This window comes from Pseudomonas sp. MB-090624 (genome assembly GCF_003205245.1).
GTDB classification, from domain to species: Bacteria; Pseudomonadota; Gammaproteobacteria; order Pseudomonadales; family Pseudomonadaceae; genus Aquipseudomonas; species Aquipseudomonas juntendi.
In genome coordinates, this window is record NZ_QJRK01000008.1 from 77,770 (window position 1) to 91,696 (window position 13,927).

Below are 13,927 nucleotides of genomic sequence, written 5' to 3' on the forward strand. Positions count from 1 at the left end.
GGCACCTCACATCCTTAATGCTTCAAAATTACTCATCAGCGTAAGGCTTGGGTAGGTTCCTCCTTTTGGTAAGCTATTCTTACCTAATGCTTAAGGAAACTTAAGCTATACTGTTGTGGAACTACGTGCCACATTAACTCATCATCTCCTTGATTCTGAAATTCATGAGGCCACATGAGCAAGGTATGGCGTTCGCTCAGGCAACAAGCTGAGCAGTTTGCGGGCTGGAACCCCGTTATGCGATGGAATGTGGAGTACCGCGTTCTCGAACATGACTGCTTCGAGGCAGCTCTGGGCGCCAATCTCGGGTTCAGCTTGAGGCACCTGGGCGGAGACAAGCTGCAGGCCTGGCTGACGGCGCTGCTCCGCTCTGAGCCGGCAATCGCTGTGCAGTCTGCAGCTGATCTCGAGCGTTTCGTAAAAGATGATCCGTCCTGTGTCGATCACTATGTCGCGCTGTCCTCCTGTGCAGGCTTCCAGGCTCTGCAGCTCTATCGCATCAGTCATATGCTCTGGCTCAATCTCGAACACCACAACGCCATGATGTTGAAGAACTGGGCTGCTCAGGTGTGGGGAATCGATATTCATCCTGGCGCGGAGATCGGCAAAGGTGTAGTTGTCCGCCATGGCCAAGGCTTGGTGATTGATGACGGTGTGGTGATCGAAGACGATGTCACGCTTTGGAATGCGGTTAGCGTCCTTCGCAGCCCTGTAGGGGCATGCAAAAGCCCGGTGTTGAAGCGGGGCGTCACTGTTCACGCTCAGTCAGTGTTGTGTGGAGGCGTGATCGTCAAGAAGGGCGTCACGTTGCCGGAGTGCACCCTGTTCACTGAATCTGTTGCTGATGTCGTGAACTAGGTTGATTACGGTAGAAAGTAGCTCTCCAGGCACTTCAGGAGGTTTCGGATCTTCGTCACGGACTCTAGATACTCACCCTGGGCGGTCGACTCGGCCACTATCCCTCCACCACCCCAGCAACTGATCGTCCCACTGTTGGCGAGCAGTGTCCGGATGGTGATCGAGCTGTCCATATGGCCGGCTGTGTCGAGATAGAACATAGAGCCGCAGTAGATGCTGCGCTCAGTCGCTTCCAGCTCATCGATGATTTGCATGGCGCGCTTCTTCGGTGCACCCGTGATCGATCCACCGGGGAACGCATCGAACAGCAGGTTTATCGGATCTCTGCCCTCGGCTAGCTCGCCCTGGATAGTGCTGACCAGGTGATGAACGTTTGGGTATGACTCGATGCTGAACAGCTCAGGGACGCTGACTGAGCCGGATCTGCAGTTCTTCCCGATGTCGTTACGAAGCAGGTCAACGATCATCAGGTTTTCAGACCTATCTTTTTCGCTGGCTGCCAGTTTTTCTGCGTAGTGTTGGTCTTCAGCGCTTGTCCGGCCCCTAGGCATCGTGCCCTTGATAGGTCGAGTTTCAACCCGCCCATTGATGCTCTGAATGAAGCGCTCGGGTGAAAAACTCATTATGGCGTCATGCTGACCCAGGTTGATGTAGCCACCGAAAGGGGTTGCGCAATGGTTTCGGAGGATTTCATAGGCGCGCCATGGATTGCCCGAATAGCTGGTAAAGAACTTCTGTGTGAAATTCACTTGGTAGCAGTCACCCGCTGCGATGTAGTCATGGATGCTGGAGATGGCATTTTCGTAAGCGTTGTAGGTAACGGTCGGAGTAAACTTGGCGCCCAATGTGAAAGGCTCGTCTGTTTTCCTTGTCGTGCCCGATTGAAACAGCGAAATGATGCTTTTGCGTTCCTGGTTATTTACAGCCGGATTGAAGATCAGTCGTGATTGGCGCGTTTGATGGTCTGATACTAGGGCCCAGGTGTATAGACCGATAAGGGCAGTTGGGATCTGCACCCTCTCCGACGGCTTGAGACCAATCACTGCTCGGCCAAAGTCATAGCTGAGATACCCCATGAGGCCGCCCGTGAATGGCAACTCTTCATCTGGGCGCCTATGCCCGAGGCTCTTGAGCGCAGCCCGTAAACGCTCTGCGAATGCTGCTGAAGACTCACCTTCATACGGTTGAAAGCTTCTGATCGGCCAGGCGCTCATCAGATCGTAGCGGCCTCGTTGGGACGTTGGGCGACCAGAGTCAAAGAGAACAGCCCCAGGGGCATTACGGATAACTGCGAAAAAGACGGTGGGGTCTGCCAAGTAAGGGAGAGGATGCACGTGAAAAGGCTGCATACAAGGCTCCAGCGAGTTCAAGACGTGTGGATCGTTGATCGGGCTATATCGCTGCGAGCTGGCAGGGATCACCCGGTAGCGGAAATCTCCCGGCTTGCACTGTAAGAGCAAACGAGCTGACACCGAAGGGATAACGTACAGATGACAGCTGAGGCCCTGGCTGCAACTGACGCCACAACTCGGCGAATGAAATGCCGAGGCCTGGGTGCTTGAGGTGTGGGGCCAGTTGCTGCAACGGATAGAGCACGAACGCCCGGTCGAGAATTTCTGCTCTGGGGAGCTCTATCCCCTCATGGAGGCCCGCGAGGTCATCAAACAGCAAGATATCGATATCAAGGGGAATGAAGCGTTGAGTGCTGCTGGTTCGCCCATGAAGGAGTTCGATGTCTTTGATCCACGCGTTGAGTTCGGCCAGGCTGAGGTCGGTACTGCCCCCTACGACCAGGTTGTAAAACGGGGATTGTCGAGGGTCTATCGAGGCGCTTTCATAGATAGGCGAACGGCGCAGAGGGTCGATGTGTTCTTCAAGCATCGACAGGGCCATATCAATGTGGATTTCCCGCTCTACATTGCTGCCAAGGCCGAGATAAACATAATGTGTTGGCATAGTTTCAATTCACCAGGTGCTTACCTATTTGACGTCCATTCCGCTTGGCGTCAAATAGGTTGGGAAAGGAGGCCGTCAATGGCAAATGGCTAAAGTCAACCTAGGAAGTAATTCAGTATCAGGGTGGCCAGGAGTGCAACGAGGGAGGCAACAACGGTTCCTCCGGTAAACTTCTTGAGTGCCTCCGACAGCGAGACATTCAAATACTCCTTCACGACCCAGAATGCCGAGTCGGTGACGTGTGCCCAGCCTATGGAGCCGGCGCCAATAGCGACGACCAAGATTTCCGGTTTCAGGTGAGGGTCAGCGGCCAGCATTGGGTTGATCATGCTCGCAGCGCTTACCATGGCCACAGTTGCCGAGCCCACGGCGAAGTGCATCAGCCATGCGATGAACCATGCCAGGATGATCAGGTTGATATCAGTGCCGGCCAGCATGTTCGAAATCGCTTTACCAACGCCGCTCTCGATAAGGACGGCGTTGAAAGCCCCGCCGGCGCCGATCACGAAGATGATGTTTGCAAGCGCTGGGAAACCGCGTTGGGTAATCTCTAGCAGTTGCTGCATGGTGCGGCCTTGGCGCAAGCCAAGAGACCAGTAGGCAAAGGCGACGGAGATCATCAGGGCGGTCAGTGGGTTGCCCACAAACTGCGCGACATGCTGTACCAGAGAGTCAGCCGGTAGGCCAGCAGCAGCGGTTTTGAAGACCATCAGGATCAGTGGCAAGGCGATGGTCATCAGCGTAATGCCGATGCCTGGGAGTGCCCGTTCAGCAGGCAAGTGCTTTCCGTGCGACTCCAAGAAGCTTTGCTGCTTTTCGCTCGCTGCTTTTCCGCAGAACAGACTCACCCAGATGGGCCCGGCAATGATCATGGTCGGAATGCCGACCATAAGGCCGTAAAGAATCACGGTACCTACATCGGCATGTAGCATACCAGTGATGGCCATGGCAGCCGGGTGGGGGGGGAGGATGCAGTGGATGGTCATCAGAGAGATGGCCAGTGGGATCCCAAGAAACATCAAGTTGATCTTGGTTTCGCGGGCCACCACATACACCAAAGGTATGAGAAGTACGAATCCAACCTCGAAGAACACAGGAATGCCAGCGATAGCGCCGACGATAGCCATGACCCAGTGGGCCCGTGTTGATCCCAAGTTGTCGAGAAGAGTCTTGGCCAGCCGCTCGGCCCCGCCTGACTCCTCAAGCATTTTGCCCAAGATGCCGCCGAGCCCGATGATGGCGATCAGGAACCCAAGGGTTCCGCCTATTCCCGACTCCAGTGATTTGACGATTTGAGTTGCCGGCATGCCGGAGCCGAAGCCGACGACAAAGCACGCGATTATCAACGCCAAGAAAGCGTGAAGTCGTACTTTCATGATCAAGAAGATGATCAGTGCAATGGAGGAAAACAGAACTCCTAACAGCCAAGTTGTATCTTGCATTTCTATGCCTCGCACCTTGTTTTCTTTATTTGGGCAGCTATAAATGAGATAGGTAAAGTGCCGAAGCTTTATTGATTAGGCATGGCTTACTTCAACTTGCAATTTCAATTTTTACGAGTAGGAATACCCCCTTGGGTTGACGTCCAAGAGGGTACAAGTCACCTACACCAATTTTTGATCAAACACTTAGGTACTATGGCGAAACGAGCGCGGGACGCGCTCATCTCAACCGATAGACTCAGAGGAGTACGAATCAGGCGACGGCGGGAACACAATCGTCTTGTTCTCGTTCATGAACACACGCCCGTGCACGTAGGCATGAATGGCCCGTGCCAGCACCTGGCTTTCTACGTCTCGACCCAAGGAGACATAGTCTTCTGGGCTTTGCGCATGGGTGATTCGAACAATGTCTTGCTCGATGATGGGGCCTTCATCCAGGTCGGCGGTGACGAAGTGAGAGGTTGCACCGATCAACTTCACGCCTCGCTCGAAGGCTTGCTTGTAGGGGCTGCCGCCTTTGAACGACGGGAGGAACGAGTGATGGATGTTGATGATCCGCCCCGACATCTGCTGGCACATTTCGTCAGACAGAATCTGCATGTAACGGGCGAGTACGATCAGCTCTGCACCCGCCTCGCGGACGATGCGCATCTGTGCTGCTTCAGCTTCAGCCTTGTTCTCCTTGGTCACCTTAATATGGTGGTAGGGAATACCATGCCCTTCGACCACCTTTTGGAAATCCAGGTGGTTGGAGATCACACCGACAATATCGATTGGCAGGGCGCCGATGCCCCAGCGATACAGCAGGTCGTTCAGGCAATGGCCGAAACGGGAAACCATCAGAATGACTTTGCGCTTGGCGCGCTCATCGAAGAATTCGAACTCCATCTTGTATTTATCAACAAGGGGTTGGAACTCTTTTCTCAGATCTTCAAGCGACTGGCCTTCTTCCGAACGGAAGGTAATACGCATGAAGTAGTGGTTGGTGCTCTCATCGTCGAACTGTGCGCTGTCGCGGATGTTGCAGCCGCGAGAAGACAAGAAGCTGGTGATGTCAGCTGTGACGCCACGGATCGAAGGGCAAGTTACTCGCAGTACATAATTATTTTTAGTCTTGGTCATTTGGGATCACCTTAAACAGCAACAGCTTCTTTTTTGGTTACGATTTTGTGCTGACGCTTGAACGCGGTCACAGTGTTGGCCAGCAGGCACGCAATGGTCATCGGGCCAACACCGCCTGGTACTGGTGTAATCGCCGATGCATGCCCTGCTTCGTCATATGCAACATCGCCGACGATGCGCGACCGGCCATCACGTTCAATGCGGTTGATACCTACGTCGATAACGACAGCGCCTGGCTTGATCCAATCGCCTTTCACCATCTCAGGCCGCCCTACCGCTACCACCAAAATGTCGGCAGTTCGGCACAACGCAGGGACATCTCGCGTTTTGGAGTGCGCGACGGTCACGGTGCAGTTCTCGGCCATCAGCAGCTGGGCCATTGGCTTACCAACAATGTTTGATTTGCCGACAACTACAGCATTCATTCCGGCCAAGCTGCCCAAACGGTCTTTCAGCATCATCAAGCAGCCCAGCGGGGTGCAGGGAACCAAGGCGTCTTGGCCTGTGGCCAAACGGCCAGCGTTCAGGATGTGAAAACCATCCACATCTTTGTCTGCATCAATGGCATTGATAACCGCGTTGGTATCAAGGTGTGCAGGAAGAGGTAGTTGCACGAGAATGCCATTAACTTCCGGAGCGGCATTCAGCTCGTCCAAGAGACCCATTAGCTCAGCTTGGGTTGTATCAGCGGGCAGCCTATGAACGAACGACTGCATACCGATGGCCAATGTCTGGCGGTGTTTGGCACTTACATAAACGCCACTTGCTGGATCCTCGCCAACAAGTACAACAGCCAGGCCAGGAATGAGTCCTGTTTGCTCTTTAATCTCGGTTACTTCTTCCGTAAGTTTGTCCACGAGATTGGCTGCAAAGCCTTTCCCGTCGATACGGTCGGCCAAGAATTGATTGTTCATGAAACTAACACCTCAACGTCATTGACTGGCGTGATTGGTTTTCATTGGCGCAAATTTGAGGAGTGGGGGTGTTGTTTGCCACCCCCTTTAGAGCTCTGGTCTTATTTGACCAGTAAAGCTCCGCGCGCCATGAATTCCTTGAATTGCTCTTCAGGAACGAAAGCGCCACCAGTTGTCCAAATGACGTGTGTTGCCTGAGCGAGTTTATTGCTCAGTCCGTGAGCTTCTTGATAAGCACGACCTTGATTGCTGTTCACGATGAACTCTGGGCCGGCAAAGCCTGCAGTAGCTGATGGCTCAAGGCGAATTGCTTGAGTGGTTTGCGCCTTCCAGAGCCAGCGGAACAAGTCGTCGTCGTCGACAGTGAAAACGCCGGACAGCATTGGCTTCATGACATCCGCTACGAACTCCGACATACGGGCAACCGCCATACCGTCTGCTTCAGTTCGGTTAGTCAGGCCAACGTCATACACCGAAATCAGCTCTTTAGAACCGCTCATCATGTGAACCATGGCACATGGAGACTGAACCGGCTCAACAAAGAAAGCGTGAGCGGCATCGCCGAAAATAGCTTTCAGTCCGTATGCCGCGCCACCGGGTGCACCGCCAATACCGCATGGCAGGTAGATGAACAATGGATGGTCTTCATCGATGGTGACCCCCTGCTCTTTGAGCTGCACTGCCAGCTCGCTGGCAGCAGCGCTGTAACCGAAGAACAGCATTTCCGAGCGCTCATCATCCACGAAGTAGATGCTTGGATCGCCCTCTGCATCAATGCGAGCGTGTTCGACTGCAGTGGTATAGTCGGCCTTGTGCTGCACGACCTCCACGCCCAGGCGTGTGAGCCGATCAACTTTCCATTGTTTGGCGTCCGACGACATGTGCACCACTGCTCGGAAGCCCAGAGCGCGAGCGGCAATACCAACGCTCAGCCCCAGATTACCTGTGCTGCCCACGGCAATGGTGTGCTGGGCAAAAAGAGCGCGGGCCTGCTCTCCCACCAGGACGGTAATATCGCCACCAGGAGTCAGGATGCCGCGCTTTTCAGCCATCTTCTTGGCGTGCATAAAGACTTCATAAACGCCACCACGTGCTTTGATCGAACCCGCGACGGGCAAGTCCCCGTCTGCCTTGACGAAGACACGACCGTATTCCGAAGTGCCATACCCGAGAGCACCACGCAGATCTTCGGCTTCGATCAGCTTGGACTGGATCCGGCCCTTCGATGCCTTGAGTTCGGGGAAGCACGTCTCCAGCACTGGCGCCAGCAGCTGCCAGTTTTCTTCGGCCTCTTTAACTTGAGCAGCCCGGATCGGCAGCGATTGGTCAGCAATGCCGTTGGCTTTCAGGTTCGGGTTTAGCCAAAGCGCAGGTCGGCCAGCCAGGACATCGTCACGCGCTGGATCATTGGGAAGTTGAACGCTCATTTTTATTTTCCTACAGCGTGGAGTGAGGCGGATGGTCTAGGCATCCGCCATGTACCCCTTAGGCATAGATTGGGAAGTCGGCAACCAGTTTGGCAACTACTGCGCGGCTCTTCGCGATGACGGCGGCACGGGTAGTTTCGTCAGCAACTTGTGCATCGAAGATATCTGCGATCAGGTTGCCGATGACTTCGAACTCTTTGGCACCAAAACCTCGAGTAGTACCCGCTGACGAACCCAGGCGCAGGCCTTTCCACTCTGATGGCTTGGCGCTGTCGAACGGAATCGGGTTTTTGTTCGAGGTGATGTTGATTTCCGACAACGCGTCCTGCGACTGCTGACCGGTCAGATCCTTGGACGAAACATCTACCAGAACAACATGAGTATCAGTGCCGCCACTGACGATGCGTACACCACGCTTCTGCAGAACTTCTGCAAGCAGGCGAGCGTTCGCTTTGACGTTTGCACCATAGGTCTTGAATTCATCGGTCAGAGCTTCACCGAGGCACACTGCTTTACCGGCGATGGTTGCCAGGTGTGCGCTGCCTTGTACGCCTGGGAAAACAGCCGGTTGAAGCTTCTTGAAGAGGTCTTCGCGGTTGGTCATGACCAAGCCGCCGCGAGCACCACGGAGGGTCTTGGTGGTGGTGCAGGTCACGATGTCTGCGTGTGGAATCGGCGAAGGGTGCACTCCAGCAGCGACAAGTCCGGCAAAGTGGGCCATGTCCACCAGGTAAGTTGCGCCAACCTTATCGGCAATCTCTCGCATACGCGGGAAGTCGATTTCACGTGGGTAAGACGAGCCACCCGAGATGATGAGCTTCGGCTTGTGCTCCAAGGCCAGAGCTTCGACGTTGTCGTAGTCGATTCGGCCAGTTTCGCGATCTACGCCATACGAAACGATGCTGAACCAACGGCCCGACTGGTTCGGCTTTGCGCCGTGGCTCAGGTGCCCACCCGAAGCCAGATCCAGGCTCAATACTGTGTCGCCTGGTTGCAGAAGTGCAAAGAACACAGCTTGGTTGGCCTGGGTGCCGGAGTGTGGTTGCACGTTCACGAAGCCGCAGCCGAAAAGTTCTTTTGCGCGGTCAATGGCAGCTTGCTCGACAACGTCGGCGAAATCAGCGCCGCCGTGGAAACGCTTGCCTGGGTAGCCTTCAACGGTCTTGTTGGTGATGACCGAACCGATGGCCTCCAGAGAGGCGAAGCTCACCGAGTTCTCAGAGGCGATCAGTTCGATCTGGCCTTGCTGACGTTTTTTCTCGTCTTGGAGAGCTTTGAAGATCAGCGGGTCGCGCTCAGCAAGATTGTCGTTGAAGTAGGAGTGGGTCATTACGGCGTTACCTTTGTTGGGGTTTTTTTCAAACCTATACCCTGTCCCAGATCAAAAAAAGCGAATAATATTTCAATAATACGTAAGCAATACTTAATGATTTTCTGAGATGTCGCTTTTTAGGGGAAACTTGATGGATATCAGTAAGTTGCGTGCCTTGAGAGAGCTTGCGGTACGTAAGACCATGGCAGCCGTTGCTGAAGCGATGCACGTATCGCCATCCGCTGTCTCCCAGCAGATTTCGCTGTTGGAGCAGGAGGTGGGGATCGATCTGGTAGAACGGCGCGGGAGAGGCGTAGATCTGACCATCGCTGGCAGAAAGCTCGTTGAGCGAGCCAATAGGATCTTTGAAGAGCTCGAATCCGCTAGGGCCGATATGGCCGAGTTGAAAAAGGTCGTGGCTGGAGACCTGAGGATTGCTGCATTTCCCTCAGTTGCAGCAGCGTTGATGCCCAAGACAATTCAAACACTCCATGCCACTCATCCTCGCCTGGAGGTGCTGTTTGAGGAAATGGAGCCTGAGGAAGGGATGAATGCTCTGCGCAGTTGGCAGACAGATATTGCGCTGATCGATGACTTGAACGTACCACCCGGCCTGCTTGACCCCAGTATCGAAATCACACCACTCATCGAAGACGTGTTCAACGTGATGATGTCGCCTGATCATCGCTTAGCAGTGATGGAGACTGTCACGTGGCAGGATCTTGAGCATGAAAACTGGGTGATGGATACAGCCTCCTCCACTTACACCAGGATGTTGACCGATGCTTGCCAGAAATCAGGGTACACGCCCAACATCATCGCGCGTTGCAAGGGATTCGAGGTTACCAGAGCGTTAGTTAGCGAGGGGTGCGCGATTGCCATACTCCCTGGACTTAGGGCTCGTAAAGATTTACAGGGCACACGAATTTGTCGACTGGAACCAGAGATTCGGCGCCGCATATCCATTGCATTTCGCAAGGGTGAGAAGAGGAGCCCGGCGCTTCAGGTGTTCGTACAATGCCTAGAGCAACACGCGGCTGAGATTCGGTGACCCCCCTAAAAATCAACATCATAGTGGCGTGTAGCCGCATTCGTAAGCTTAGCTTACGTAATATTGTAAAATTATTCGCTTTTTCTCTTTTTCTATAGGCGCTAGGTTGATCTCAACCGGGAGGAGACTCTCGGTTGGGCACACTCAATTGCTGATCCTGACATTCAGTAATTCGGTAGGTCTGACGGTGCTTCATATTTCGCCCCGGAAACGGGGCTTTTTAAAAATAAAAAGAGGGCAGCCTATGCCACTTAAAAAATCTTCTGATTGTTTCTCTGGGCCGTAGTGGCCTGTCTGATGTTTTCTGCCTCTGAGAGTTGGTTGAGTACCTGCTAGAGCGTCATCGCTTGGGCGGAATGTCTGTGCTGCAATCCATGAGAGCAATAACATGAAAAATGAAAACAAGATCTTCAAAGTTGGCCTGACAGTCGCAGCACTGACGCTGAGTTCGATGATGTCAATGGGTGCCATGGCCGGTACGACGCTCGACAATGTCAAGAAGAAGGGATTTGTTCAATGTGGTATCAGTGATGGCCTGCCAGGCTTCTCTTATACCGACCCCAAGGGTAATTTTCACGGATTCGATGTAGATGTTTGCAGGGCTGTTGCTGCAGCCCTCTTTGGTGATGCAACCAAGGTCAAGTACACGCAGTTAACCACCAAGGAACGCTTCACGGCGCTGCAGTCTGGTGAGGTCGACCTTCTTTCACGAGATTGGAAACAATCGTATACAATATAAAATAATGGGCCTTCCCCTTTGTTTAGCTGCCAAAAATAACTACAGGAAGCTGAAACGATGAATCATACCCAGCAACCCGAGGTGCGCTCCGCCGATGCCCCAGCGCTCGGCGGCGGTAGCAACCACGGTCTGAAACGCAACACCCTCGGCGTTACGTCCATCGCCTGCTTCATCATCGCGGCGGCCTCGCCGATGACCAGCGTGGTCGCCGTCGTGCCGATCATGCTCAGCATCGGCAGCGGCGTCGGTTCGCCGGCGGCCTTCATTCTTGCTGCGTCGATCCTGATGCTGTTCGCCGTGGGCTACGTGGCCATGGCCCGGCATGTCAGCAATGCCGGTGCGCTCTATGCCTACGTGACCCTGGGCATGGGCCAGTTGACCGGCCTGGGCACGGCGGCCCTGACCATCTTTTCCTATACGGCGATCCAGGTCGGCCTCTATGGCGGCTTTGGCTTCTATGCGGCCGAGCTGATCCTCCAGGCCACCGGCGTGGCCGTGCCCTGGTGGCTGTGCGCAGCGGTGGCGGCGGCCGCCTGCCTGTACCTCGGCGTCAGTGGCGTGCATTCCGGCGCGCGGGTGCTGGGCTTCCTGATGAGCTTCGAATGCCTGCTGCTGTTCGTCCTGGCCGGCGGCATGCTGCTGAACAGCCCAGCCGAAACCTCGTTCAGCCTGGCGCCCTTCGCACCGTCGGCGTTGCTCAGCCCCGGCCTGGGCGTGGCCCTGATGTTCGCCTGCGTCACCTTCAGCGGCATCGAGGGCAGCGCGATCTACAGCGAGGAAGCCCGCGACCCGAAACGCACCATTCCCCGCGCCACCTACTTTTCGGTGTTCTTCATGGCCGCCATCTACAGCGGCGTCACCTGGCTGATCATCTGCACCCTGGGCACCGATCACGCCGTGGAGATCGCCACCAAGGAGTCGGGCAACCTGGTGTTCCGGGTCAGCGACATGGTCCTGGGCGGCTGGGCCACCAGCTTCTTCAATATCTTCATCGTCACGGCGATCTTCGCGGCCATGGTGACCATCCACAACAACATCGCCCGCTACCTGTACTCCCTGGGCCGCCAGCATCTGGTCTGGTCGCCGCTCGGCTACACCGGACGCAAGGCGCAGACCCCCTACGTCGCCTCGATCGTGCAGACCGTCAGTGCCGTGATCTGCGTCGGCTTCTTCGCGGTGATGGGCCTGGACCCGTACAACGTGCTGTACGCCAGCATGACCGGCATGGGCGCGATCGGCCTCGTCCTGGCGCAGACCATCGCTAGCATCGCCATCTTCGTGTTCTTCCGCCGCACCCGCTGCGACCAGCGCTTCTGGAATGCCTTCCTGGCCCCGCTGATCGCCGTCGCCGGCCTGTGCGTCTTCCTTTACTACGCGCTCAGCAGCGTGGAGCTGCTCCTGGGCCTCAGCGGCACCTGGGCTAACCTGCTGGCGGCGCTTGTGTTCATCGTGTTCGCCGCCGGCTGGGCCTACGGCTTCTACGTCAAGCGATGCCATCCAGCCAAGTACGAACGGATCAAGTCGGTGCTCTGCGAGTAACCCGGTCCAGCCATGCCCGTGCGGCAGTCACCTATCCAGCAATGAGGAAACAGCATGACCAACACTCTTCGCCCCAACTTCGCCGAGCGGGCCAAGGCCCAGCGCTTCCAGACCAGGGCCTTTATCGATGGACGCTTCGTCGATGCCCTGGACGGAAAGACCTTCACTACCGTCAACCCGGCCAACGGTGAAGTCCTCACCCGCATCGCCGAGTGCGACGCGGCGGATGTCGAGGTGGCGGTAGCGGCCGCCAAGGCGGCGTTCGAGGACCGGCGCTGGGCCGGCCTGGCGCCGAAGGAGCGCAAGCGTGCGCTGTTGCGCCTGGCCGACCTGGTCGAGCAGCACGCCCAAGAGCTGGCCCTGATCGAAAGCCTGGACAACGGCAAGCCGGTAGACGACGCCCTGGCCGCTGACCTGCCGGACGCCATCGAGACCCTGCGCTGGCACGCCGAGGCCATCGACAAGCTCTACGACCAGAGCTCGCCGACGCCCGGCGACCTGGTTTCGCTGGTGGTGCGTGAGCCGGTCGGCGTGGTCGGCGCGGTGATCCCGTGGAACTTCCCGCTGGCCATCCTGGCGATGAAAACCGCCCCGGCCCTGGCCGGCGGCAACTCGCTGATCGTCAAGCCCGCCGAGCAGACCACCCTCAGCGCCCTGCGCTTCGCCGAACTGGTGGCCGAGGCCGGGATCCCGGCCGGCGTATTCAACATCGTCACCGGTTTCGGCGAGACCGTCGGCCAGGCCCTCGGTCGCCACCCGGACGTGGATTGCCTGAGCTTCACCGGCTCCACCGAAGTCGGCCGCTACTTCCTCAAGTACGCCGCCGAGTCCAACCTGAAGAAGGTCATCCTCGAACTGGGCGGCAAGAGCCCGGCCATCGTCATGGACGATGTCGATGACCTGCAGCCGATCGTCGAGCAACTGGCCATCGGCATTCTCTTCAGCCAGGGCGAAAACTGCAGCGCCGGTTCGCGCCTGCTGGTCCATGAGAAGGTCAAGGGCCGGCTGCTGGAAGCGCTGGTCGAGCACTTCAAGACCTGGACCGTCGGCGATCCGCTGGTCGAAGGCACGCGCATCGGTGCGCTGATCGACGAGAAGCACATGAACAACATCCTCGGCTACATCAAGGCGGGCGTGGAGGAGGGTGGGCGGATCATCCTCGGCGGTCAGCGCATTCGCCAGGAGACCGGCGGCTACTACATCGAGCCGACCATCTTCGACGACGTCAGCAACCAGATGACCATCGCCCGCGAAGAGATCTTCGGCCCGGTGCTTTCGGTGATCACCTTCTCCAGCGTCGAGGAGGCCATCGCCATTGCCAACGACACCCCCTATGGCCTGGCCGCATCGCTCTACACCAACAACCTGCACACCGCGCACAAGGTGTCCCGCGCCATCCGTGCCGGCACCGTGTCGGTCAACTGCTTCTCCGAAGGCGACCAGTCGGTGCCGTTCGGTGGCTTCAAGCAGTCCGGCTTCGGCGGTCGCGAAAAGTCGTTCCTGGCCCATGACCAGTATTCCGAAGTGAAGACGATCTGGATCCAACTGAAATAATGAGGCGCGGCAA

Annotated in this window: 11 protein-coding genes and 1 pseudogene; 5 read left to right on the forward strand and 7 right to left on the reverse strand. The window is 56.3% G+C overall.

Annotated elements, in window-relative coordinates; genetic code table 11:
• The first annotated feature begins 174 nt into the window (after positions 1–174).
• A complete protein-coding gene (locus tag DMX12_RS06315) occupies positions 175–858 on the forward strand; it encodes a serine acetyltransferase (RefSeq protein WP_009683812.1) in 684 nt (227 codons plus the stop codon).
• 5 nt (positions 859–863) lie between these two features.
• Here DMX12_RS06315 and pabB read toward each other — a convergent pair whose 3' ends face one another.
• The 7 genes from pabB to glyA all read right to left on the reverse strand — a co-directional run bounded on the left by pabB (position 864) and on the right by glyA (position 9,049).
• Positions 864–2,207 (reverse strand): aminodeoxychorismate synthase component I, encoded by a 1,344-nt coding sequence (gene pabB / locus DMX12_RS06320; RefSeq protein ID WP_009683813.1) that lies wholly within the window; start codon positions 2,205–2,207, stop codon positions 864–866.
• 43 nt (positions 2,208–2,250) lie between these two features.
• Positions 2,251–2,814: a 2-amino-4-hydroxy-6-hydroxymethyldihydropteridine diphosphokinase gene (gene folK, locus DMX12_RS06325; RefSeq protein ID WP_009683814.1), complete on the reverse strand. Its 564-nt coding sequence runs from the start codon at positions 2,812–2,814 to the stop codon at positions 2,251–2,253.
• Positions 2,815–2,909: 95 nt separating this feature from the next.
• The gene (locus DMX12_RS06330) at positions 2,910–4,256 is read right to left on the reverse strand and encodes a gluconate:H+ symporter (protein ID WP_016715860.1); all 1,347 of its coding nucleotides are present in this window, start codon (positions 4,254–4,256) and stop codon (positions 2,910–2,912) included.
• 225 nt (positions 4,257–4,481) lie between these two features.
• Positions 4,482–5,378: a formyltetrahydrofolate deformylase gene (gene purU, locus DMX12_RS06335; protein WP_009683817.1), complete on the reverse strand. Its 897-nt coding sequence runs from the start codon at positions 5,376–5,378 to the stop codon at positions 4,482–4,484.
• Positions 5,379–5,389: 11 nt separating this feature from the next.
• Positions 5,390–6,292 carry a bifunctional methylenetetrahydrofolate dehydrogenase/methenyltetrahydrofolate cyclohydrolase FolD gene (folD, locus tag DMX12_RS06340; protein ID WP_029380372.1) on the reverse strand — a complete coding sequence of 301 codons (903 nt, stop codon included), beginning with the start codon at positions 6,290–6,292 and terminating at the stop codon, positions 5,390–5,392.
• 101 nt (positions 6,293–6,393) lie between these two features.
• Positions 6,394–7,719 carry a D-serine ammonia-lyase gene (locus DMX12_RS06345; protein WP_009683819.1) on the reverse strand — a complete coding sequence of 442 codons (1,326 nt, stop codon included), beginning with the start codon at positions 7,717–7,719 and terminating at the stop codon, positions 6,394–6,396.
• Between the two features lie 58 nt (positions 7,720–7,777).
• Entirely contained in the window at positions 7,778–9,049 is a 1,272-nt protein-coding gene (gene glyA / locus DMX12_RS06350; RefSeq protein WP_009683820.1) for a serine hydroxymethyltransferase, read from the reverse strand.
• Positions 9,050–9,182: 133 nt separating this feature from the next.
• On the opposite strand from glyA, the gene DMX12_RS06355 reads away from it, so the two are divergent.
• The 4 genes and pseudogenes from DMX12_RS06355 to DMX12_RS06370 all read left to right on the forward strand — a co-directional run bounded on the left by DMX12_RS06355 (position 9,183) and on the right by DMX12_RS06370 (position 13,914).
• Positions 9,183–10,082 (forward strand): LysR family transcriptional regulator, encoded by a 900-nt coding sequence (locus tag DMX12_RS06355; protein WP_029380371.1) that lies wholly within the window; start codon positions 9,183–9,185, stop codon positions 10,080–10,082.
• A 388-nt stretch (positions 10,083–10,470) separates the two neighbouring features.
• A pseudogene (locus tag DMX12_RS06360) lies at positions 10,471–10,809 on the forward strand (transporter substrate-binding domain-containing protein); the annotation flags it as partial.
• A gap of 69 nt (positions 10,810–10,878) precedes the next feature.
• On the forward strand, positions 10,879–12,360 hold the full coding sequence (locus DMX12_RS06365) for an APC family permease (RefSeq protein ID WP_110676715.1): 1,482 nt from the start codon (positions 10,879–10,881) through the stop codon (positions 12,358–12,360).
• Positions 12,361–12,414: 54 nt separating this feature from the next.
• The gene (locus DMX12_RS06370; RefSeq protein ID WP_047150111.1) at positions 12,415–13,914 is read left to right on the forward strand and encodes an aldehyde dehydrogenase; all 1,500 of its coding nucleotides are present in this window, start codon (positions 12,415–12,417) and stop codon (positions 13,912–13,914) included.
• Positions 13,915–13,927 lie beyond the last annotated feature (13 nt).

Excerpts from the sequence above, each read along its gene's own strand:
- purU (WP_009683817.1), bottom strand. The coding sequence starts at position 5,378 with ATGACCAAGACTAAAAATAATTATGTACTGCGAGTAACTTGCCCTTCG.
- DMX12_RS06365 (WP_110676715.1), top strand. The coding sequence starts at position 10,879 with ATGAATCATACCCAGCAACCCGAGGTGCGCTCCGCCGATGCCCCAGCG.
- DMX12_RS06345 (WP_009683819.1), bottom strand. The coding sequence starts at position 7,719 with ATGAGCGTTCAACTTCCCAATGATCCAGCGCGTGACGATGTCCTGGCT.
- DMX12_RS06355 (WP_029380371.1), top strand. The coding sequence starts at position 9,183 with ATGGATATCAGTAAGTTGCGTGCCTTGAGAGAGCTTGCGGTACGTAAG.
- DMX12_RS06315 (WP_009683812.1), top strand. The coding sequence starts at position 175 with ATGAGCAAGGTATGGCGTTCGCTCAGGCAACAAGCTGAGCAGTTTGCG.
- glyA (WP_009683820.1), bottom strand. The coding sequence starts at position 9,049 with ATGACCCACTCCTACTTCAACGACAATCTTGCTGAGCGCGACCCGCTG.
- DMX12_RS06330 (WP_016715860.1), bottom strand. The coding sequence starts at position 4,256 with ATGCAAGATACAACTTGGCTGTTAGGAGTTCTGTTTTCCTCCATTGCA.
- folD (WP_029380372.1), bottom strand. The coding sequence starts at position 6,292 with ATGAACAATCAATTCTTGGCCGACCGTATCGACGGGAAAGGCTTTGCA.
- folK (WP_009683814.1), bottom strand. The coding sequence starts at position 2,814 with ATGCCAACACATTATGTTTATCTCGGCCTTGGCAGCAATGTAGAGCGG.
- pabB (WP_009683813.1), bottom strand. The coding sequence starts at position 2,207 with ATGCAGCCTTTTCACGTGCATCCTCTCCCTTACTTGGCAGACCCCACC.
- DMX12_RS06370 (WP_047150111.1), top strand. The coding sequence starts at position 12,415 with ATGACCAACACTCTTCGCCCCAACTTCGCCGAGCGGGCCAAGGCCCAG.